The sequence below is a fragment of the Ottowia thiooxydans genome (genome assembly GCF_040548795.1).
GTDB lineage: Bacteria > Pseudomonadota > Gammaproteobacteria > Burkholderiales > Burkholderiaceae_C > Ottowia > Ottowia thiooxydans_A.
On sequence record NZ_JBEPSH010000007.1, the window covers coordinates 461,485 to 483,218 of the forward strand.

The 21,734-nt window shown below is 60.4% G+C and carries 19 protein-coding genes; 7 read left to right on the plus strand and 12 right to left on the minus strand.

Annotated features, from left to right (window positions below; translation table 11 throughout):
- Positions 1 to 24 precede the first annotated feature (24 nt).
- Positions 25 to 1,668, minus strand: coding sequence for a 2,3-epoxybenzoyl-CoA dihydrolase (gene boxC, locus ABIE13_RS19180; protein WP_354446371.1), 1,644 nt, complete (start codon positions 1,666 to 1,668; stop codon positions 25 to 27).
- A 150-nt stretch (positions 1,669 to 1,818) separates the two neighbouring features.
- On the minus strand, positions 1,819 to 2,739 hold the full coding sequence (locus ABIE13_RS19185) for a helix-turn-helix transcriptional regulator (protein WP_354446373.1): 921 nt from the start codon (positions 2,737 to 2,739) through the stop codon (positions 1,819 to 1,821).
- A 230-nt stretch (positions 2,740 to 2,969) separates the two neighbouring features.
- On the opposite strand from ABIE13_RS19185, the gene ABIE13_RS19190 reads away from it, so the two are divergent.
- Together ABIE13_RS19190 and ABIE13_RS19195 are read left to right on the plus strand one after the other, a co-directional pair.
- Positions 2,970 to 4,538, plus strand: a complete 1,569-nt coding sequence (locus tag ABIE13_RS19190) for a benzoate-CoA ligase family protein (RefSeq protein ID WP_354446375.1) — start codon at positions 2,970 to 2,972, stop codon at positions 4,536 to 4,538.
- Between the two features lie 154 nt (positions 4,539 to 4,692).
- Positions 4,693 to 6,006 carry an alpha/beta hydrolase family protein gene (locus tag ABIE13_RS19195; protein ID WP_354446377.1) on the plus strand — a complete coding sequence of 438 codons (1,314 nt, stop codon included), beginning with the start codon at positions 4,693 to 4,695 and terminating at the stop codon, positions 6,004 to 6,006.
- Between the two features lie 259 nt (positions 6,007 to 6,265).
- Here the strand turns inward: ABIE13_RS19195 and ABIE13_RS19200 are convergent, their stop codons facing one another.
- Complete coding sequence (locus ABIE13_RS19200; protein ID WP_354446379.1) at positions 6,266 to 7,156, minus strand: LysR family transcriptional regulator; 891 nt, start codon at positions 7,154 to 7,156, stop codon at positions 6,266 to 6,268.
- A gap of 114 nt (positions 7,157 to 7,270) precedes the next feature.
- Between ABIE13_RS19200 and ABIE13_RS19205 the strand changes: the two genes are divergently transcribed.
- Positions 7,271 to 8,245, plus strand: a complete 975-nt coding sequence (locus ABIE13_RS19205; RefSeq protein ID WP_354446381.1) for a pyridoxamine 5'-phosphate oxidase family protein — start codon at positions 7,271 to 7,273, stop codon at positions 8,243 to 8,245.
- Between the two features lie 20 nt (positions 8,246 to 8,265).
- On the plus strand, positions 8,266 to 9,447 hold the full coding sequence (locus ABIE13_RS19210) for a YbfB/YjiJ family MFS transporter (protein WP_354446383.1): 1,182 nt from the start codon (positions 8,266 to 8,268) through the stop codon (positions 9,445 to 9,447).
- A 115-nt stretch (positions 9,448 to 9,562) separates the two neighbouring features.
- On the opposite strand, the gene ABIE13_RS19215 is transcribed toward ABIE13_RS19210, so the two are convergent.
- The 8 genes from ABIE13_RS19215 to ABIE13_RS19250 all read right to left on the minus strand — a co-directional run bounded on the left by ABIE13_RS19215 (position 9,563) and on the right by ABIE13_RS19250 (position 16,554).
- Positions 9,563 to 10,570 (minus strand): bile acid:sodium symporter family protein, encoded by a 1,008-nt coding sequence (locus tag ABIE13_RS19215; protein ID WP_354446385.1) that lies wholly within the window; start codon positions 10,568 to 10,570, stop codon positions 9,563 to 9,565.
- Positions 10,571 to 10,718: 148 nt separating this feature from the next.
- Complete coding sequence (hpxZ, locus tag ABIE13_RS19220) at positions 10,719 to 11,093, minus strand: oxalurate catabolism protein HpxZ (RefSeq protein ID WP_354446387.1); 375 nt, start codon at positions 11,091 to 11,093, stop codon at positions 10,719 to 10,721.
- A 77-nt stretch (positions 11,094 to 11,170) separates the two neighbouring features.
- Positions 11,171 to 11,644: a RidA family protein gene (locus ABIE13_RS19225; RefSeq protein WP_354446389.1), complete on the minus strand. Its 474-nt coding sequence runs from the start codon at positions 11,642 to 11,644 to the stop codon at positions 11,171 to 11,173.
- A gap of 63 nt (positions 11,645 to 11,707) precedes the next feature.
- A complete protein-coding gene (locus ABIE13_RS19230) occupies positions 11,708 to 12,484 on the minus strand; it encodes a GntR family transcriptional regulator (RefSeq protein WP_354446391.1) in 777 nt (258 codons plus the stop codon).
- Complete coding sequence (locus ABIE13_RS19235) at positions 12,471 to 13,775, minus strand: Zn-dependent hydrolase (protein ID WP_354446393.1); 1,305 nt, start codon at positions 13,773 to 13,775, stop codon at positions 12,471 to 12,473. The genes ABIE13_RS19230 and ABIE13_RS19235 overlap by 14 nt, the downstream gene beginning before the upstream one ends.
- Positions 13,765 to 14,610, minus strand: a complete 846-nt coding sequence (locus ABIE13_RS19240) for an ABC transporter permease (protein WP_354446395.1) — start codon at positions 14,608 to 14,610, stop codon at positions 13,765 to 13,767. Before ABIE13_RS19240 ends, ABIE13_RS19235 begins: the two co-directional genes overlap by 11 nt.
- The gene (locus ABIE13_RS19245) at positions 14,603 to 15,454 is read right to left on the minus strand and encodes an ABC transporter permease (RefSeq protein WP_354446397.1); all 852 of its coding nucleotides are present in this window, start codon (positions 15,452 to 15,454) and stop codon (positions 14,603 to 14,605) included. Before ABIE13_RS19245 ends, ABIE13_RS19240 begins: the two co-directional genes overlap by 8 nt.
- A 14-nt stretch (positions 15,455 to 15,468) precedes the next feature.
- Entirely contained in the window at positions 15,469 to 16,554 is a 1,086-nt protein-coding gene (locus ABIE13_RS19250) for an ABC transporter ATP-binding protein (protein ID WP_354446399.1), read from the minus strand.
- A 337-nt stretch (positions 16,555 to 16,891) separates the two neighbouring features.
- Between ABIE13_RS19250 and ABIE13_RS19255 the strand changes: the two genes are divergently transcribed.
- The 3 genes from ABIE13_RS19255 to ABIE13_RS19265 all read left to right on the plus strand — a co-directional run bounded on the left by ABIE13_RS19255 (position 16,892) and on the right by ABIE13_RS19265 (position 20,412).
- Positions 16,892 to 17,890, plus strand: coding sequence for a polysaccharide deacetylase family protein (locus ABIE13_RS19255; protein WP_354446401.1), 999 nt, complete (start codon positions 16,892 to 16,894; stop codon positions 17,888 to 17,890).
- Positions 17,891 to 17,932: 42 nt separating this feature from the next.
- A complete protein-coding gene (locus ABIE13_RS19260; RefSeq protein WP_354446403.1) occupies positions 17,933 to 19,000 on the plus strand; it encodes an extracellular solute-binding protein in 1,068 nt (355 codons plus the stop codon).
- Between the two features lie 86 nt (positions 19,001 to 19,086).
- A complete protein-coding gene (locus tag ABIE13_RS19265) occupies positions 19,087 to 20,412 on the plus strand; it encodes an amidase (protein WP_354446405.1) in 1,326 nt (441 codons plus the stop codon).
- 19 nt (positions 20,413 to 20,431) lie between these two features.
- Here ABIE13_RS19265 and apbC read toward each other — a convergent pair whose 3' ends face one another.
- Positions 20,432 to 21,523 carry an iron-sulfur cluster carrier protein ApbC gene (gene apbC / locus ABIE13_RS19270; protein ID WP_354446407.1) on the minus strand — a complete coding sequence of 364 codons (1,092 nt, stop codon included), beginning with the start codon at positions 21,521 to 21,523 and terminating at the stop codon, positions 20,432 to 20,434.
- Between the last annotated feature and the right edge of the window lie 211 nt (positions 21,524 to 21,734).

A 21,734-nucleotide genomic window follows, 5' to 3' on the forward strand; every position in this document is an offset into this window, starting at 1 on the left:
GCGTTGGATGTGTGGGGCTGGTAATCAGACGCGGTTCAGATCGAACTGAGCCTTGTCTCCCTTGCCGTACACCTTGAGTGCACCCTTTTCGCCCACGGCGTTGGGGCGCTGGAAAATCCAGTTCTGCCAGGCGGTCAAGCGACCAAAGATGCGTGTGAGCATGTTCTCGCGCTGTGCAAAGCGCAGGTTGGCTTCCAGGCCGGTCAGAGCATCCGGGCTCATGGCCGCGCGCTCTTCGAAGGCGATCCGGACCTCATCTGCATAGTCAATATCGTCTGGCGTTGCAGTGACCAGGCCCAGCGCCAAGGCCTCTTTGGGACCCAGAGCTTTGCCGGCGGCATCGCGAACCGCATCCATGGCGCTTTGCTCTTCGTAGAAGCGGCGCGCCAGGCGCGACTGGCCATTGACCATGGGCAGCAAACCGAAGTTGAACGAATCCAGTGTGATGGTAGCTGCTTGCTCATCGTCAAGCATGTAGGTGCGGTCTGCGCAGAAAGCCAACTCAGCCAGGATGCCCGAGAAGCAGGAGCCAGGCTCCACCAGAGCGAACATGGAGCGCGATGTGACGTCCAGGCGTGCGAAGGTGCGGCGCAACATGCCGATGGTTTCGTTGACGAACCAGTGGCTGCGGTTGGATTCCAGGGCTTCACCCACGGCGAGGACGGCAGCAGCATCGCCCGTGGTCTTGAGTACCCACGTGCCGATGTCCAGCTCGTTGGTGCGCATGTGCAGGATTGCGTCGTCAAGTTCACGCGCCATAGCCAGGGGCCACCAGGTCACACCAGCGGCTTCAATGCCTGCAATGTCTTTCGGCTGCGCTGCTGCGGGCGCTTTGACAGTGAAGACGGCCTGGCGTTTGGCACGGTCAATCTCCACCTCTACATGAGAGTAGCTGACCTTGTCGCCTTCCACCTTGCGCTCAAGTGGCGTCAGAGACACGCCTTGGCCGCTACCGCGGTGGCTGCCCGCGGACAATTCGGCCGCACGCTTTGCAACGGTTTCCTTGAATACCTGGGGTTTGGCGATGGCATCGACCAGGCGCCAATCGACTGCGCGCTGGCCGCGCACGCCTTCGACGCTGGTGCAGAAGATGTCAGCAAGATCATGGCGAACGTGGCGCTTGTCGGTGACGCGAGTCAGGCCGCCGGTGCCAGGCAACACGCCCAGCAGAGGCACCTCAGGCAGGCTGACGGAGGAGTTGCGGTCATCCACCAGGATGATTTCGTCACAGGCGAGCGCCAGCTCGTAGCCACCGCCGGCACATGCGCCGTTGACAGCTGCGATGAACTTCAGGCCGCTGTGCGCGCTGCTGTCTTCCAGACCGTTGCGCGTTTCGTTGGTGAATTTGCAGAAGTTCACCTTCCATGCATGGCTGGAGACGCCCAGCATGAAGATGTTGGCGCCGGAACAGAAGACTTTGTCCTTGGCGCTGGTCACGATCACAGACTTCACTTCCGGATGTTCGAAGCGGATGCGTTGAACGGCATCGTGCAGTTCAATATCTACGCCCAGATCGTAGCTATTGAGTTTGAGCTTGTAGCCAGGACGCAGGCCGGCATTTTCATCGATATCGATTGCCAGATGCGCCGTGCTGCCTTCAAACGTGAGTTTGAGGTGGTGGTACTGGCTGGGTTCGGTCCGGTAATCAACGGTCAGATCTTGCGACATGAGAATCCTTTGAGGCTGAATTTTTTCTAATGACGGCGCTGGCTGGCTTGTGGGGTAAATCGAGAGCGCCGAAAAAGCCAGTACATGAATAATAGTGCATCATCCCAAACGAGTCAATGCACTTTACTGCAAATCCCCTAAAAACCTGGCTCAGGCGAACACGGAGGTCCGCACCAGACTCTGCAAGGCCGTGAAAGCCGCGTCCTCATCTGCAAAGTGACTGGTATCAAAACGCAGATCCGCCTTGGCGTAGAAGGCTGATCTGCCGGCCAGAATGCGCTTTAAGTCTTCCATGGCTTCAGGGCTGGCGGCCATGGGGCGCATATCGCCTTGGGCAGCCACACGCGTCATGTGATCTGCGGCGTCTGCTTGCAACCAAATGGTGGTGCAGTGCTGTAGAAGCAGGTTGAAGTTGGCCGCGTCCGCCACCAGACCACCAGGTGTGGCAATCACGACTTCAGGGTAGATCTGAATGGCCTCTTCCAGCGCTCTGCGCTCATACCGGCGGTACGCATTGGTGCCGTAGAGATTGTGAATCTCGTTGATGCTGCACCCTGCGAATTGCTCAATTTCGCGGCTGAGCTCAATGAAGGCATAGCCAAGATCGGCCGCCAGGCGCTGCCCCAGAGAGGTCTTGCCTGCGCCGCGCAGACCGATGAGCGCGATACGGGCGCCCTTGGCCCGGTCTTCCCCGGCATGATGGAACATTTCGCTCAGTGACTGGCGGGCACGCCGCAGGTCGCTTTCGCCCCGGCGTTCCAGCAGTTCGCGGATCATCAACCATTCGGGTGAAGAGGTGGTCACATCACCCAGCAGCTCAGCGAGCTCACACTGCAAGGCGTTGGCTACCTGCAAAAGCACCAGTATGGAGACATTACCCGTGCCGTACTCCAGGTTGGCCAGATGCCGCTCGGAAACTTCTGCCGACTTGGCCACCGCTTTGCGTGTCATTCCGCGACGCAGGCGGAGCGTACGCACCCGCTCGCCCAGAGCAACCAAAAAGGGGTGTCGGGTGACGTCCGGGGCTGCGGAAGCAGTGGCTGCCATGGGGGAGGCTTCTTCTATCTCCATGCTTATTCTCTATTCAAGTCGGCTTGACATGCACTTTACTGCATGTTAGTGTCTAGCACAATAATGCATTTCACCACGGTGGCGCTGAAAGATCAATTCGGGAAATGGCTTGGGCCATCTTCCCGATCGGAAGATGAAAATGGCTTGCAAAAAAGCCCAGCGCTCCCTTTGTGCGAAATTTTTATAAAAGCCAGCCTCTTAGCCAGCCCTTACTTGGAGACAAGAATTCCATGAGCCATCCTGCAGCATTGCCCGAGCGTTTCAATTTCGCTGAGCATCTGCTCGCGCAGAACACAGGGCGCCCTGAAAAACCAGCGTTCATAGACGACAACGGCCCCTTGACCTATGGTCAGCTGGATGAGCGTGTCCGCCGCATGGCCTCCGGCCTGCGCAGCCTGTCGCTGCGCCGGGAAGAGCGCGTGCTCGTGTTGATGCACGATGGCAACGATTGGCCGGTGGCATTTCTGGGCTGCATGTACGCAGGCCTGGTGCCCGTGGCCGTCAACACACTGCTCACCGCAGATGACTATGCCTACATGCTGGAGAACTCACGCGCCCAGGCCGTCCTGGTATCGGGCGTGCTGCTACCCACGCTGAATGCGGCATTGACCAAGAGCGACCATGAAGTTCAGAAAGTCGTGGTTTCTCACCCCCAGGCACCTCTTCATCCGTCCGAGATCGAATTTGAAGCGTTCCTGGCAGCCCACACGCCACAGGACAAGCCTGCTCCGACCTCACCAGACGATCCAGGTTTCTGGCTTTATTCAAGCGGCTCCACCGGGCGCCCCAAAGGCACGGTGCATTCCCATGGAAATCCTTACTGGACTTGCGAGCTGTACGGCAAGGACGTGCTTGGCCTGAAAGAAAACGATGTTTGCTTTTCTGCCGCCAAGCTATTTTTCGCTTATGGCCTGGGCAATGGCCTCACTTTCCCCATGAGCGTGGGCGCCACTACTTTATTGATGGGAGAGCGTCCCACGCCCGAGGCCACCTTCAAGCGTTGGGTGGGTTTGGTCGGGGATGTGAAACCCACCGTGTTCTTCGGCGCGCCGACAGGTTTTGCCGGCATGCTGGCGCACCCTCAGTTGCCCAAGCGGGCGCAGGTCGCCATGCGGCTGGTGTCATCTGCTGGAGAGGCCTTGCCCGCCGAGCTGGGCGAACGATTCAAAGCTCATTTTGGGGTGGACATTGTCGACGGCATTGGTTCTACCGAGATGCTGCACATCTTCTTGTCGAACCGCCCGGAAAAAGTCCGCTACGGCACCACCGGGTGGCCCGTGCCAGGCTATGAAGTGGAGCTGCGCGGCGACGACGGCAAGCCTGTGCCAGACGGCGAACCTGGGGATCTCTTCATTCAAGGGCCCTCAGCAGCCATGATGTACTGGGGCAACCGGCAAAAGACCCGCGACACCTTCCAGGGTGGCTGGACCAAGAGCGGTGACAAATACGTTCGCAACGAAGATGGCAGCTATACCTATGGCGGACGCAGTGACGACATGCTGAAGGTGAGTGGCATCTATGTGAGTCCGTTCGAGGTCGAGGCCACTCTTGTTCAACATCCTGCTGTGCTTGAAGCCGCCGTGATTGGCAAGGAAGATGCAGAGGGTCTGACCAAGACCAAGGCCTTTGTGGTGCTCAAAGCAGGCCAGAAGGCGACAGAAGATGAGCTCAAAGCCTTCGTCAAGGATCGCCTGGCCCCGTATAAGTATCCGCGGTACATTGAATTTGTGACCGAGTTGCCCAAGACTGCGACAGGCAAGATCCAGCGGTTCAAGCTCAGAGAACAAGAGCGCGGGTAGTCATTCGAAGCGCGAAACCGCGCGCTTATTGTGCGAAAACGTGCTGATTTCACACGTTCTCGCAGAAGAATATGCTCAACTAAAGTTTGTTAGCCACGCATGCGGTCTGCTTGGCTATCCTGTCGGGCTGTCTTTCATTCGACCCGATCGCACCATGCAGATTTCGCCTTCTCGACTCACACGACTCACCCGGTGGTGCGCTCTGGTAGCCGTATCTACCAGTCTTGTGGCGTGCGGCGGCGGTGGCAGCGATGACCTTGCGCCACCCGCTCCGGCACCGAGCCCCACGCCAGCACCCGGCCCGGCTCCGGCGCCATCGCCCACTCCAGCGCCAGCGCCGACACCGGCCCCCACACCAGCGCCTGCGCCCGTGCCCACGCCACCTCCCATGCCAGCCCCCGAGGAACGTGGCGGTCTGCAATCAGCGCAGTTCGTGAACACCTTGACCGCAGCGCAGGTACAGGCGGCCTTGGCTGCCAGCCGCTTGGGCCCTGACACCACCGCGGTGGCACGTTACGACGTCAGCAACTATCGCATCACCTACACCACCACGGACAAGGACGGCCGGCGGGTAGCAGCCTCTGGCCTGGTGAGCGTGCCCATTAAAGCTGCCGGCGCTACCAGCCCTGTCCTCAGTTACCAGCACGCCACCATCTTCCGCAACGATGAGGCGCCCAGTATCCGAACCGAGCCTGGCGAACCACCCATGGTGCTGGCCTCACAGGGCTACATCGTGGTGTCACCGGATTACGTAGGCTTTGGCAGCACCCGAGGCCAGGAGCATCCCTACCTGTTGGCAGAGGCCACCGCCAACTCGGTGGTGGACTTGCTGGTCGCTGCGCAATCGTGGCGCTGGCAGGAACGCGTCGCAGACAACGGACAGCTCTTCCTGGCGGGTTATTCCGAAGGCGGCTATGCCACGATGGCAGCGCACCGCGCCCTGCAAAGCGCAGGCTCCAATGGCTGGCTCACGCAGCAGGTGGCGGCGTCCGTTCCCGGCGCGGGTCCTTACGACGTCCAGTTCACGCTGGATGAGTTGCGTGATGGCCTGCCAGGTTGGCTAAGAGCATTGTTCAACCCAGGCAGCCTGAGCCGAGCGCCTGAATCTGTTCGCAACGAGGTCCGCCGGATGCTGGTGGCGCAACTGTTTCCCGACGATGCAGACGTAGCCTATCAAACCTTGTTCATAGACCGCTACCTGGCCGACGACCAGCAAGCGATTGCCCGCGAACACAGTGTTCATCTGGGGTGGGCACCCCAGGCGCCGGTCTACCTATTTCATGGTCAGAATGACCGCACGGTGCCTTACGGCGCCTCGGTCAAAGCCTTGCAGGCCCTGCGTAACGCAGGCGGCGCCAATGTGAGTTTGACCGACTGCACCACGGCAGACCGCGGCCACCTGGGCTGTGTGCCGGAGTACTTTGAGTACACGATGAGCCGCTTGCGCCAATTGGCGCGGGACTTGTGAAGAAGCTGTAAGCCGGCTCAACGGCTACGCGCAGACGGCGATGGCATTGCCGGGCATAAAGCGATCGCGAGGCAAGCCTCAGGTGGTACGGCCCATCCAACTGTTCAGCGTGGCGTAATCCACGCTGTCGGTGCTTTCATCCGAAGCGCAGTGCACAGGTACGCGGATCAGTGAGGCAATCTTGCTTTAACAGGAAAGGATGCCGTCGTTCAAAGTATGTGAAATACCCCGCAACCAGCCATCTGCCAGCATGGCGGGTTCAGACGCCAAAATCCTGGAGCTCCTCGCGCATCCAGTCAATGAAGAGTCGGGTTCGAGTGGGCAGCATGCGGGCATTCGGGTAGACGATGCTGACTGGTCGCGGAGGTGGCTCGAAGGCCTCCAGCACCGCGGCTAGCCGGTTCTGCCGCACAAATGGCGCCACTTGGTACGAAAAAAAGCGGCCGAAGCCCATGCCGGCCGCACAGGCCTCCAGGGCTGGAGCCACATGGTTGAAATCCAGGTTGCCTTTCACCTGAACACTGAACGCGCGGCTTTTTTCGTGAAAGCCCCAGTGCGGTCCCACGCCCGCGATGTTGAGCACACAGTTGGCCTCGCGCAATTCGTTCGGGTGCTTCGGCACGCCGACGCGACGTAGATAGTCAGGGCTGGCCACCACCACGCGCCGAATACTGCCCAGCGGTAGCGCCACGAGCGAGGAATCTTCCAGCGGGCTGATACGGATGCCCACATCGATGCCTTCTTCCAGCAAGTTCACCACGCGGTCGTGCAACAGCACTGAGCATCGCATCTTGTCATAGCGCTGAAGGAAGCGCGTGACTGCTGGCGCCACATGCATGTGGCCGAACAGCACCGGTGCCGTCACGGTGACCTGGCCGGCCGGTTCCTGGGCGCCGGAGATGAGCGCGCCGTCTGCTTCGATAACGGCCGCGAGTACGTGACGGCAGCTTTCCAGGTAGCGTTTGCCTTCCTCCGTCAGGGCAATGCGCCGAGTCGTGCGCTGGAACAGGCGTGCACCCAGGTGCGCCTCCAGCGAGGCCAACTTACGCACCACGGCGGGCAGCGAAGTCTGCTGTGCGCGTGCCGCTTTGGTCAGGCTACCGTGCTCAGCAATCTGCACGAAGGTCTGGATTGCCTTGAGTTTGTCCATGCCGAATATTAGATCGATAAGTGGAGTAGTCAAATAACGTTGGCACCATTTATCAAATGGTCAACATCAATCACAGTTCAGATACTGACCCGCATCAACCAGGAATGAGTTGCCATGACAAGCCCCCTTGATGCCTTCCACGAAGGCGAGCGCTTTATTCAATCCATGGTCGGCGTACGCGAGCGCATGGCCGAGATTGGCCATCGCGTGATTCGCAGCTACATGCCAGACCAGCACCGCCAGTTCTTTACGCAGTTGCCTTTTCTCATTGCCGGTACGGTCGACAATGACGGTCAACCATGGAGTTCAGTCTTGGCAGGTCCCCCAGGCTTCATTTCGTCGCCGGACCCCGAACAACTTGCAGTACAAGCGCAACCATTGCCCCACGACATGCTTGCCGTGAATTTGATGCCCGGCGCACACATAGGCCTGCTCGGCATCGCGCCTCACACACGCCGACGAAACCGCATGAACGGCGTGGTCGGGCAGGTTGACTCGCAAGGCTTCTCGGTGCGGGTCAGTCAGAGCTTTGGCAACTGCCCGCAATACATCCAGGCGCGCGAGCCTGAGTTTGTCGGTGCTGGTGATGTGGCTCAGCCTCTGCACTTCAACGGCCAGTTGGACGACGCAGCGATGAAACTGATTCGGCAGGCCGATACCTTCTACATCGCCTCGGCGCATCCGGCCGTGCATTCTCAAGAGGGCGCCGCGCCAGCTGGGCCGGACCGTGCGCAAGGAGTTGACGTATCGCACCGCGGTGGCAAGCCCGGCTTTGTACGCGTGGACGGTCCCGGTCAGCTCACTGTGCCGGACTTTTCGGGCAACTTGTTCTTCAACACCTTGGGTAACCTCGCCATCGAGCCCCGGGCGGGGCTGCTCTTCATGGACTTCGAGACCGGCGAGCTTATACAGGTCAGCGTGCGCGCAGAGATCATCTGGACCGGCCCCGAGCTTGCTGGCTTCCAGGGCGCCGAGCGCTTGCTGCGCTTTGCTGTGACCGGTGTGAGGCGTATGCCAGGGGCCTTGCCTTTGCGCTGGGGGAAGGCTGGACTGTCGCCGGTGCTGGCACTGACGGGTGCCTGGACATAGCACCTTCAGCATAGCGACTCATGGCACGCCTAACTTTCACCCGTTCGACGACTTCCTTGACGCTGACAGGCTTGCTTTCCTTGGCGGTGGCGATGGGCATCGGGCGCTTCGCGTTCACGCCACAGCTGCCGCTGATGGTTCAGGAAGGGCTTCTTGATGTCGCTCAAGGAGGTTGGCTGGCGGCGGCAAACTATGTTGGCTATCTGGTGGGAGCACTCACAGCCTCCCGGTTGCGCGGTGGTGCGTCGGTCCTTGCGATGATTTCTCTCGCTGGGGTTGCACTCACAGCTGCTGCGATGGCCTTGCCAGGAGCGATGCTCTGGATGCCTCTCAGGTTTCTGGCCGGTGTGTGCTCCGCGTGGGCGTTTGTTGCGACGAGTGTTTGGTGCTTGGGCGCGCTAGCAAGAGCGAATCGGCAGGACTTGAGCGCGTGGGTTTACTCAGGCGTTGGGTTTGGGATGGCAATCGTCGGGCTGTACTGTCTCGCCGCAGCCATCACCGGGGTACGGTCACAACAAGTATGGGTCCACCTTGCACTCTTAACGACGACCGCTTTCGTGCCCGTGTTCCTGGTGGCGAGATCCCTCGGTATCGAACTCCAGAAGGCACCATCCAAGCTTGACCAGAACCCACCGCTGCCAGCTGGGACGGTCGGGCTCGTGGTGAGCTACGCGATCATGGGTTTCGGCTACATCCTCCCTGCCACCTATCTCCCTGTCCTGGCGCGAAGCGTTGTGGAGAACCCAGCCGTTTTCGGTCTCGCGTGGCCCATCTTCGGGGCAACGGCGGCCCTCTCAACGTTAGTGGCGGGCGCACTGATGCAACGCATTTCTCGCCTGCGCGTCTGGGCAGGTTGCCAAGCACTGATGGGGCTGGGGACCTTGCTTCCGAGCCTATGGCGGCACGAGGCCAGCTTCATGCTGTCCGCGATTTTCGTGGGAGGTACCTTCATGGTCATCACACTCGCTGGGGTGCAAGAGATTCGAGCCCGAGTCCCGTCGAACCCAGGCGCTTGGGTTGGGTACCTCACAGCGGCTTTTGCGTTGGGGCAAATTGCTGGCCCTGTGTCTACTGCGCTCTTGTTCTCCCTGCCAGGCCTCGCAGATCAGGCCTTGTCGATTGGATTGCAACTCGCCGCGTTCAGTCTGTTTGGTTCAGCTGCCTGGCTGTGGAGTGCCACCTGCCGGGCCACTGCCTTGTAGATCTCGGAGGCTTCCCCCTTGGGATCGACCACTTGCAGAGCTCTTGCCGGGGGCAAGGCGCTGCGCATATCCGAAGGTGCCGGGCGGGCGCTCGGCGGTCCCGGCGAACACCAAATCACTGGTGGCAGAAGGCTTCAGGCTTTCTACTGCTTGCATCATCCTCTCCATCTCGCTCACCCCAGCGCCGGGCGAGATAGGCACAGGCCAGAAGTTGAAGCTGGTGGAACAGCATGGTGGGCAGGATGATCAAGCCCACACTGGCTGCTGGAAACAGCACATTGGCCAGAGGGATGCCAGTGGTCAGGCTCTTCTTGGAGCCGCAGAAAAACAGGGTCTTGCTATCGGCCTGCTCGAACCCCAATGCTCTGCCCAGGAACAGCGTGATGGCAAACACCATGGCCAGGAGTGCAGCACACAAGCCCGTCAGCACGGTCAGATGCCCAATATCCACCTTCTGCCAGATGCCCCCCACCACGGCCGCAGAGAATGAGCCATACACCACGAGCAGGATGGAACTGTTGTCCACTTGCTTGAGCCAGTTGCGGTGCAACTGCACCCAGACGCCTATCCAGCGGCGGGCGAACTGACCCAGTGCAAAAGGCACCAACAGTTGCAAGGCCACTTGCACCACGGCATCACCCAGCGCAAAGTCGCCATGCACGCCGAACATCAGCATGACGAGCAAAGGCGTGACAAACACACCCAGCAGGCTGGAAGTTGCCGCGCTGCAGACCGCTGCAGCCACATTGCCTCTCGCCATGGCGGTGAAGGCAATGGATGACTGCACGGTAGAAGGCAGGGCACATAGAAACAGCAAACCCAGCGTGAGACCTTGCCCAACCAGCGCTTTGAAGAGAGGGCTGAGCAGCCAGCCCAGCAACGGAAAGATAGCGAACGTACAGGCAAACACCGTCAGGTGCAGGCGCCACTGCGACAGGCCTGAGCGCACCTGCTGCGACGAGAGCTTGGCGCCATGCATGAAGAAAAGCAGCGCGATGGCACCTTGGGTCAGGTAATGAAACCACCGAGCGCCTTCGCCATACACGGGTGATAAAGAGGCCAGCAAGACCACCATCACTATCAGGAGCACGAACGGGTCGGGTAGCCAGCGAAGACTCTTCATAGCTTGTCGAAGGAGTCTCGCTTGCGAATGCTCCTTCCCTTACAAAATTTAATTAACACGTATGCGACGCTTGGCGCAACTCAGGGATTTCAGTCGGCGGTGCGCGGGCCCTGTGACCCTAGATTCCGCGCAGCAGGAGGTGGTTTGCTCAAGCCAGCATGCTCACATGCGCCGAGACCACACGCCAGCCTTCCGAGGTTCGCGCCCAAGCCTGGGTCTGGCGCCCCACCTTGTCGGAGCCGATGCGCTGAAATTCGAGATGGGCGGTGGCGTAGTCGTCGCCAAACGTGGTGATCTGAGTCTTGAGCATCACGCGGTCCAGCCCCTGCGGAGAGCGACCGGCACGAAACGCCTGAATGGCGGCAAAGCCGTAGAGGTGCTCGGTAGCGCCCAGGCGCACCGTGTGTTCGCTGTTCCAGAAAAGTTGGTCCAGGACCTCTACATCATTGCTGGTGAGAGCGCGCTCATAGCGCATGAACTCGCGTTGGACCTCGGCGACGATTTCGGGTTTGTTGATTTCCATGATTGGTAGAGAATGAAGTAAAAAAATCAGTCACGCAGCCAGGTGCGGCGACGTCATACAAGGGGTGGCGCGCGCTCTCATGCACTGCGCAAGAAAAACACAGCCTCGACTTCGACGCTGGCATCCCGGGGCAACACCGACACGCCGATGGCCGTACGCGCATGCGTGCCTGCAGATCCGAACACCTCGACGAACAGGTCAGATGCGCCATTGATCACTGCGGGCACCGAGTCAAACCCCGCTGCCGCCTGCACATAACCGTTGACTTTGAGACAACCCTCCACGCGGGTCAGATCGCCATCGCAAGCCATCTTGAGCGCAGCAATCAGGTGCAGGCCACATTGGCGAGCCGCCGCATAGCCGCGGGCCACGTCGTCAGCGCTTTGCAGCGTGCCCTGAAAGTTGACCTCACCGATGCTGGTCTGGCCGGCCAGGAAGACGATCTGGCCACAGCGTTTGAACGGAACATAGTTGGCCTGCGGGAGGGACAGTTGCGGCAACTTCAGGTCTTGCAGGGCGAGCCTTGCGGCAATGGATTCAGATTCGGGCATACAGGTCACTTCTTGCAGGTTGAAAACAGTGGGGTTAGTGAAACAGTGGAGCCAGGCACGGCATCAATCAGCACAGCAGGGATCGCCTGCTGGCATGGCTTCGTCGGCATGGGCGGGCATGGCGTCCAGCGAAGCAAACACGTCTTCCAGAGGGGGAAATTCCGTCTTGGGCTTGCGTGCAGCCAGCAAGACCTCCAGCTGGCTCAGATGTCGCTGCATAAGTTTTTCGGCGCGCGCGCCATTGCCGTCAGACAGCGCCTGGACAATGGCCTCATGCTCGTGCGGCCCAGCACAACCATTGCCCGCACCCGCCTGCAAGTTCATGGGCGCGTACAGAGAGAAGTGCAGCGACGAGCGCAACATGAGGCCGCGGTGCATGTCACGGATCAAGGGGTTGTGCAGGCTCTCGACGAGCAGAAAGTGGAACTCCGCGGCCAGAAGCGCCACCGTGGCGCGGTCGTTGCGTTCGGCCGCAATGCGCTCTTGCTGCACATGGCTGACGAAGGGCTGCCAGTCAAGAAGTCGGCTGCGCTCTGCCAGCTGACGTGTCACGCCCAGCTCTATAAGGCGACGCGCTTCGAAAATGGCATGGAGCTCCTGCACGCTGGGCACCGGAATGAACACACCCTTGTTGGGAATGATGTCCAGCCACTTTTCGTGGGCCAAGTGATGCAGCGCCTTGCGCACCCTCTCCCGCGTGCAACCCAACACCTTGGCCAGGCGGGGCTCCTGCAGCTTCATGCCGGGGCGCAATTGCCCGGAAAGGATAGCGCGCCGAATGCGCTGATACACCTGCAAATCGGCTTGTGCGCCGTCAATAATTTGATCAAGGCTGTCCATCGATTTCCTCCACCGCGGCGATCAAAACCCGCAGGCCTTGCGTGAAATCCGCTATCTCCATGGCCTCGTCGGGATTGTGGCTGCCATGTTCATTGCGCACGAACACCATGGCCGTTGGAATTCCCTGCTGGCTGAACACAGCAGAGTCATGACCAGCACCACTGGCCATGGCCACATGGGGAATTTCGAGTGATTCCGCGCAAGATAGCAAGCGCTCGTGCAGTGCGGTATCGATCAGGCCAGGGCGCGCATTGGTGTAGTCGCCCAGATCGATCAAGACATTGCGGCGAGCACTGATTTCCTGCGCCAAGCCGCGCAAGCGTCGGTCAATTTCCAGCAGAAGTGAGTTGTCCTGGCTGCGGATATCCATGGTAAAGCGCAGTTCGCCAGGCACCTTGGTCATGGTGTGCACTTTCGCATCGGTGAAGAACTGTCCTGCGGTACAGACGAGGTCCTTGCCCTGCTCTTCCAGATCTATCCACAGCGCTTCGAGACGTTGTACGAACTCCGCACCGGCCATCACAACGTCGCGGCGCGAACGCCGTGGCTCTGCCCCCGCATGCGCGTACTGCCCCAGGATACGGCAGTGCTTGTAGCGCAGGTTGCCGCGAATGCCCGTGACAATCCCTACGGGCAACTTCTCTTGCACCAACAAGGGGCCCTGTTCGATGTGCAGCTCCAGGAAGCAGTGAATACGCTGAGGGTCGAGTTGCTTCTCGCCTGCGCGCACCCGTTCGGGTGCGAAGCCTGCTGCCTGCATGTGATCGAACAAGGTGCGGCCGGTATCGGGCCGAGTGCATTCGTCCAGCTCATTCGCCTGCAACAAACCAAAGGCCGCACGGCTACCCGCATAGGGTGCCGGAAACCAGGACAGCTCCTCTGCCCGTACAGCCATCACCGTAATGTCACGAACAGGCGAGCGGCCTGCACGTACCCAGCGCGCCAACATGCACATGCCTGCAACCACACCTGCAGCGCCGTCGAAGTTGCCCCCGTCCGGCACTGTGTCCATGTGCGAGCCCGTCATGATGGCGGGCAGGCTGCGGTCGCGCCCCGGCAGGGTGAGATAGAGGTTTCCGGCCGCGTCCACGCGCTTTTCCAAACCCAGGCGATCGCCCAGTTCGCTCATGAGGTCATGGGCCATTTGCTCGCCCTCACCAAACGACGCGCGGGTCACGCCCAGCGTACTGCGCGAGCGATCGCGCAGGGTGTCGAACAGTTGGGCAGCAAGCGCCTCTTCAGCCTCAATGCCCTGGGCCAGGGAAGATACAGAGATGGTTTCAGCGGACATATCGGGACACTCCAAGCAGCCGCTCCATGAGGAGCGAAAAAACGACGGTAAAAACAATCAGGACACTCGCCACCGCAGCGGCGCGCACATCGAGCAGGCTTTCGATGAGATGCAACAGGCGAATGGGCAGCACCTCGCTGCGCGCGTCCGACAGGAACATGGACACCGGCACGTTGTCGAACGAGAACATGAAGGCAATGAAGCTGCCCGCAAAAATGGCGGGCGCTGCAAGAGGCAGCACAATGCGCGAGAACGTGCGCCACTGCGTGGCACCGAGACTGCGAGAGGCATCGATCACACTCGGGTCGATCTGGCCCAGGCCGATCAGCGCCGTGCGCAGGATGTAGGGTGTGGAAATGGCGATATGTCCAATGACCAGCGTCCAGTACGAAAGCTGGATGCCCAACATCTGTAGCCAGATCAGGGTGGCCAGACCCAGACTGATGCCGGGCAGCATCATGGGCGACTGAAAGAAAGTCTCGAGCGCCCGCGCCCACGTGGACTGTTGCCTGGCCAGGTACATGGCAGCACCGGTGGCCAGCACGGCAGCAACGCTCACCGCGACAACCGAAACGCGCGCACTCACCGATACCGCCTCCCAGATGTCATCTGATTCGGTCCACAGCGCGATGAACCAGCGGAAAGACAGATCCTGTGGCGGAAAGCGCAGCGACTCGCCTCCGTTGAACGAGGTGGCCAGCGCGAAGAACGTGGGCACCACCAGGATGGTGCAACCCAGCGCCACAATCAGCGCAAGCACTACATACCAGCTCCCCGCGCTGAGGCGGGCCCGAACCACGCGTGCGAACGAGTGGGAGGAATGGGCTTCAGCCATAGATGTACCCCTTCGATTTGCGAGCCAGCGCATTGCCGGCAAAAATGATGGCGCCGACCGCCACCATCAGAATCAGAGCGAGTGCCGCTGCAAAGGCCCATTCCTGCGACAAGATGGACTGCTGATAGATGTACATCGGCATGTACAACAAGCCACCGCCGCCCAGCACAGTCTGAGCCACGAAGCTACCCACCGCAGACGCAAATACCAGTGAACAACCTGCAATCAGGCCCGGCACACTCAAGGGCAGAATCACGCGCACCAGCGTCTTCCAATGCCCTTCGCCCAGAGAGCGAGAAGCCAGCAGCAAGCTCGAATCCATACGTCCCAGAACGGTGTACAGCGATAGCACCATCATGGGCATCTCGATCTGCGTCAAGCCGATGACCACAGCGGTTTCAGTGAACAGAATCCGCAGGGGTTGATCGGTTACCCCCAACCATTGCAGCAGTTCATTGACCGGCCCTTGGTTACCCAGCGCCACCATCCAGCCAAAGGTGCGCACTACACCGCTGACCAGCAGCGGCAGTACCACCAGGAGCAGAAGCAAGGACTTGATCCGAGGGCTCGCATAGACCATGCCCAATGCGTACGGGTAGCCAATCAGGAGAGTGAGCAGCGTGGTGGTCAGTCCAAGGCGCAGGGTAGAGATGAGCACGTCGTAAGTCATGGGGTCCGACAGCACGCGTGCAAAGTGCGACAGCGTGAAAGCGCCCTCCAACCCACGAAAGCTCATGACCACCAACACAATCTGCGGCGCCAGGACGAAGACCAGGAAATACAGCAGCAGGGGAGCTGCCAACCAGGGCCCGCTGAGAGCCCGCGGTGAGGAAGATTGAAGCATGGCGGAACCTCCGTTTACTGTGCCAAGGCAGGTGGCACAAAGACAGAGCAGCGCGCGTGCGGCCGCACGCGCACCCGTACCGTCTCTCCAGCCGGCATATGGTCTATATGCGCGCCGCGCTCCATGCTCAGATGCAGCAGTGCGCCTTCTTGCGTGCGCACTTGAATGCGCGTGATTTGCCCCATGGGCCTAGCCGAGAGCACCTGAGCTGGCACTCCCTCATCTGCCAGCTCCAACTGCTCCGGACGCAGTGCCAGGCGGGCCGAGCCATTTCGCGTACACGGACCTATGGAGCGGAACCGGTAGTCGACACCACCCGGTGTCTGCAGACTCCATTGCTCATCATCGATGCGTGCAAGCTGACCATCAAGCACAGTGGAATTGCCCATGAAGCTGCTCACAAATTCATTCTGCGGAGCGTCATAGATTTCGCTCGGCGTGCCGAACTGCATGATGGCCCCCTTGTTCAGCACTGCAATGCGGTCAGCCATGGCCATGGCCTCTTCCTGATCGTGTGTCACCATGAGCGTGGTGATGCCCAATTCCCGCTGGATACGCAGCAGTTCGCTTTGCATCTCTTCGCGCAGATTCTTGTCCAATGCCCCCAGCGGCTCATCGAGCAACAGCAGCCTTGGCGAAATGGCCAGCGCACGAGCCAAGGCCACACGTTGCTGTTGACCGCCTGACAACTCACGCGGAAGACGCTGGCCAAATCCCGCCATGCGCACCACGTCGAGCATCTCTCGTGTCTTGCTCGCCACCTCATCACGTGTGGCTCCATGCGCCTTCAGTCCATAGGCAATATTGGCCTCCACGGTGAGGTGCGGAAACAGCGCATAACTTTGAAACACCATGCCCATGCGTCGCAGTTCGGGCGGAAGTGCAGTCACGTTCTGATCTCCCAGAAAGACCGTTCCGCTATCAGCCTTGGTGAAGCCGGCAATCACTCGCAACAACGTCGTCTTGCCGCAGCCGCTGGGGCCGAGCAAGGCCACGAACTCGCCGGGCCGGGTTTCGAGGTCGATCCCGTCTACGGCGCGCGTCTGACCGTAGGTCACCAGTATTTCTGAAAGCTTGAGAGCCGTGTGCTGACTAGACATAGAAAGAAGCATCCAAGTTTGAATGGCCCCTACCAAATGAAGTGGCCTTGCCTTGAGCACTGCAAGTCGCATGCCAGCCCTTGCGCACACACCTCCCCTCAAAAGTGATATTTCAAAATCAAAATGTGCACATTTTTGTGGTGCATGTGCGCATAAAAACAGTGCGACGCGCACCATATGGGCGCAACGAATCAACGTTGAAACCGCATAAAAGCCTGACCCCGTCATAACCCATTGCTATAGGTTTCCACACGAGCTTCGCCGACGGAGGCGCTCTCGCTCTCGTTCTGGCTCACGAGTGCTTTTTACCGGAAGGCTTGGCACGCATCGTGCACAGATGCCTGCCATCAACGCACTTTTCGCCATCATGACTGTCAGCCGCCTTCAGGAGATCGCCCCTCGCAACCTTCAAGGGTGGGGTTCGTCCCCTCCACGCCTTGTACTTCCCCATCAGGCCAAGGTGGCCGTTTCCATAGTGATCAACTTTGAAGAGGGAGCGGAGTGGTCTATTGCCGATGGCGATGCCGTCACCGAACGTGTGGCCGAGGTCCACAGCGTGGTGCCTGCTGGTATCTGGGACCAGGGCACGGAGCAGCAGTTCGCGTATGGCATGCGCTCCGGTATATGGCGCTTTCTTGATGCCTTGCGCCGACACGGACGCCAGGCCACCTTCTACATGTGCGGCCAAGCTGTAGAGCGCAGCCCGCACATTGCTGCCCGGATCGTGGCAGAAGGGCATGAGGCCGCATGCCATGGGTGGCGCTGGCGCCCCCACGCCGACTACGAGAACGCACAAACCGAGCGCGCCGATCTCCAGCGCTGTATCGATGCCACCCTGGCAGCCACAGGACAGCGGCCTTTAGGTTTCTTCTGCCGCGGCAGCGAAAGCCGCTGGACGCGCCCGCTGCTCCAGGAGCTCGGCTTCGAATACGCCAGCAACGGCCTGGACGACGACTTGCCTTACTTCGACACCAGCCTCCCCGAGCCCATGTTGGTCATGCCCTATGCGCTGGACTCCAATGACATGAAATTTTTCCATCCCAATGGTTTCACGTGTGCAGACGAAATGGTCACCTATGTCAACGACGCACTCGAAGTGTTGATCGCAGAGGGCGAGCAGGGCACGCCAAAGCTGCTGAACATTGGCTACCACCTGCGCATCACGGGACGCCCTGGGCGCTTCGCGGCCTTCGAACGTGTACTGCGGCAGCTCGACAGCCTGGGGAGCCAGGTCTGGGTTGCGCCGCGCCTGGAAATTGCCCGGCTGTTCGCTCGCCAAGTGCCCATCACGAACGCCATGAACCACGCGAGTCTGGCCTTGAGCACACCACTCTGATCACCCTTTCTCTCTTCCCTCTCCACTTCGCAAAGGAACGACATGACCGCCTCCACACGAATTCCCGTATCGCGCCGCCACTTTCTAGGCGGTCTTGGCGTCGCAGGCGCCAGCCTGACGCTGTCCCCATGGGTGCATGCGCAATCGTCCGAGCGCTTGGTAGCCATGGCCATTCCCGGCACATGGGAGCGCTCTGCACGTTCGGTGGTGGCACCGGCGTTCAAGAAGAAGATGGGCGCCGACGTGACCGTGAGTCCCGCCCTCATCGTGGATGCGCTGGCCAAACTCAGCGCGTCCAAGGGACAGCCTCCATTTGATGTCGTGATGATGGACGAGCCCGCCGAGATCAATGCCAAATCCCAAGGCTTGCTCGCATCCTTGCCTGTGGACCGCATTCCGAATCTGGCCAAGGTACCCAAGCAACTCATTGGCGCTGACGGCATGGGCGTCATGTCAGCCATGCAGGTCTTCGGCATTGCCTACAACCCCAAGACCATCAAGACCCCACCCAAGTCGTGGGAAGAGCTGTGGAGCCCGGCTTACAAGGGGCGGGTGCTGATCAGCGGACCAGACACCACCATTGGCGCCACATGGATGGTGGAACTGGCCAGGATGAACGGTGGCAGCGAAAAGAACCTGGAGCCCGCCTGGAAGATGCTGGAGAAACTGCGCCCCAACCTTGCCACCATTCCCGCTAACCCAGGTGCCGTCGGCCCCCTCTTCCAACAGGGCCAGGCTGACATTGCACTGGGTTTCCTCAGCGTGGTGGAGCCCCTGCGTCTGCGGGGTGTGGATGTGGCCATCGCCAAGCCGGACACGGGCTGGGGTTTGGTCTCGAACATCGTGCACATCACCAATGGCACCCGCAACATGGAGCATGCTGCCGCCTATGTAAACACGCTGCTCGACACCCAAGTACAGGAGCAACTGGCTTTGGAGCCCTACTACAGCGTGCCCAGCAACCGCGAAGTGGCTTTTACCGGCGCCCTGGCGGGCGTCGCCAGCAATCAGGCTGAGCTGCTGCAGCGCCGTTCGATTGACTGGGTCAGCATTGCGGCCCAACGCCGCGACCTGATCGACCGCTTCAACAGGGAGTTCCGCCGGCGTTGAACGACCTGCACGCAACGGGTTCCGCGGCAGGTATGAGCCCTTGCCCTGCCGTCCCCTGATTTCTGTTGTTCTGACTCTTTTCGTCCATGAAGCCTCTGCACAGCCTAAGCGCCACCGAAGCGCTCTCTAACCTGGTGACAGGCCGCATCAGCAGCGAAGCGCTGGTGCTGGCCTGTCTGCAGCAAATAGCCCGGCACGAGCCTCAAATACGCGCCTGGCAACACCTCGACGCGCAGGCCGCCTTGCACGCCTGCCGCGCCAGCGACGCCATGCGAGCCTCCGGGGGCTCGATCGGCAAGCTGCACGGACTGCCTGTGGCGATCAAGGACAACATGGACACGGCTGACATGCCCACTACCTACGGCAGTCCGCTGTACGCAGGACACCTGCCCGTGCGAGATGCGGCTGTGGTCAGCATGCTGCGCGCCGAAGGCGCCATCATCCTGGGCAAAACGGTCAGCACCGAGTTCGCCTACTTCACCCCCGGTCCCACTCACAACCCACATCGGCCAGGCTACACGCCAGGTGGATCTTCCAGTGGCTCTGCCGCGGCCGTTGCTGCCGGTATGGTGCCGCTGGCCCTGGGCACACAGACGAACGGCTCTGTTATCCGACCAGCCGCCTTTTGCGGCGTGCTGGGCTATAAGCCTGCCGCGGGTTTGATTGCCCGCGACGGCGTGCTCGACACTTCTCACACACTCGATCAGGTGGGCTGTTTTGCGCGCACCGTGGACGACCTGGAGCTACTCGCGCATTGCCTGGCACCCACGCTGACCGACCGCTCCGTGGAGACGACTGCGCGCCTGCGCATCGCGATACTGAATTCCGAACTACTGAGCCATGCCGAGGACGGCACCCGCGCTTTGCTGCAACGTACCAGCGAACAGTTGGCCAATGCAGGCCTGTCCGTGAGCCAGATAGACCTGGGCCCATGGCATGCTTACGCCAATCAGGCGCACCGCACCATCATGCAATCCGAGATGGCCCAGGCACTTGCTCCAGAGCGGGTACGCGGCGAAACCCAGCTCAGCCCTGCCCTGCTTGAACTGATGAATGCAGGCGACAACACCAGCGCCGTCGCCTATCTGGATGCCCTGCGCGCTCGCGGGCCGCTGCAAGAACGCATGGACCAGCTACTGGCGTCTCACGACGTCATGCTCATGCCGAGCGCGCCCGGTGCAGCCCCCGAAGGTCTTGGCAGCACAGGAAGCCCTCTGTTTTGCTCCATGATTTCGCTACTCGGCTGGCCAGCGATGCATCTGCCGACAAGCGAAGATGCCCAGGGCTTGCCCCTGGGCCTGCAACTTGTGGCTCGCCCGGGCGACGAAGCGAAACTGGGCACTGCGGCACGCCAGATCATGCAGTTGGCAGGACGCCCTGACGGCGCCCCTTTGGCCGCCGGCATGGCCTGAGCGATCTCGTGCCAAACCTTCAGGTGTCGTTCGAAATCTTGATCGAAGGAAACTTGGACGAAAAGTCCTTGGCCTTGGCTGCGATCTTGAGCGCCACCTGCCGTGCAACGGTTTTGTAGATGCCGGTGACTTCACTATCAGGATCGGCCACGACAGTGGGCCTGCCGCCATCTGATTGCTCACGGATGGAGAGCTTCAGCGGGAGCGCACCCAGATAGTCGATGCTCTTGGCCGCCGCATAGCGCTTGCCGCCCTCTTCGCCGAAGATGTGCTCCACGTGGCCGCAGTTGGAACACACATGTACCGCCATGTTTTCCACCAGGCCGAGAATAGGCACGCCGACCTTCTCGAACATGGCCACCGCCTTTTTGGCGTCCGCCAAGGCAATGTCCTGCGGTGTGGTCACGATCACGGCACCCGTCATGGGAACTCTTTGGCTGAGGGTCAGCTGGATGTCACCAGTTCCCGGAGGCAGATCGACGATAAGGTAATCCAGATCACGCCAATTGGTTTGGCGCAGGAGCTGCTCCAGGGCCTGGGTGGCCATGGGGCCGCGCCAGATCGTGGCTTCGTCAGGGTCTACCAGAAAACCGATGGAGCTGACCTGTACGCCGTAGTTTTCCAGCGGCTCCATGGTTTTGCCGTCAATGCTCTCGGGACGTCCGTTGATGCCCATCATCATGGGCATGCTGGGCCCATAGATGTCAGCATCCAGCAAACCAACGCTGGCGCCTTCGGCGGCCAATGCCAGCGCCAGGTTGGCAGCCGTCGTGCTTTTGCCCACACCGCCCTTGCCCGAGGCCACTGCAATGATGTTTTTGACATTGGGCATCAGTTGCACGCCCCGCTGAACAGCGTGGGCCGTGATTTTTGTGGCCATGTGAACGGAAACGTTCTCAACCCCCGCAACGCCCCTGGACGCTGCGATCAGCGCCTGCCGCAGCGCAGGGATCTGGCTCTTGGCGGGATAGCCCAGTTCGATGTCGAAAGAGACATCGCCGCCACCCACCTGTAGATTCTTCAGTTGTTTGGTCGATACAAAGTCTCGGCCCGTATTGGGATCGATCACTGTTTGCAGAGCGGCTAACAGCGCGCTTTCATCAACTGCCATTTGGCTTTTCTCCGAATATCCAGGCTTTTAAGAACGCCGTGCACAACTCATCGCGTCAACTTATGCACAGTCTCCCTAGGACGTGTCATCAATTAAAACCCCCACGCGTTGCCAAGCCAGGGGGTGCCAGGCTAGGCGTGGTGAGCGCGGTGTACTCATGTACACAAGCGAGCCACAACAACGCATGGCGCCCCCTGGCTTGGCAACCCTT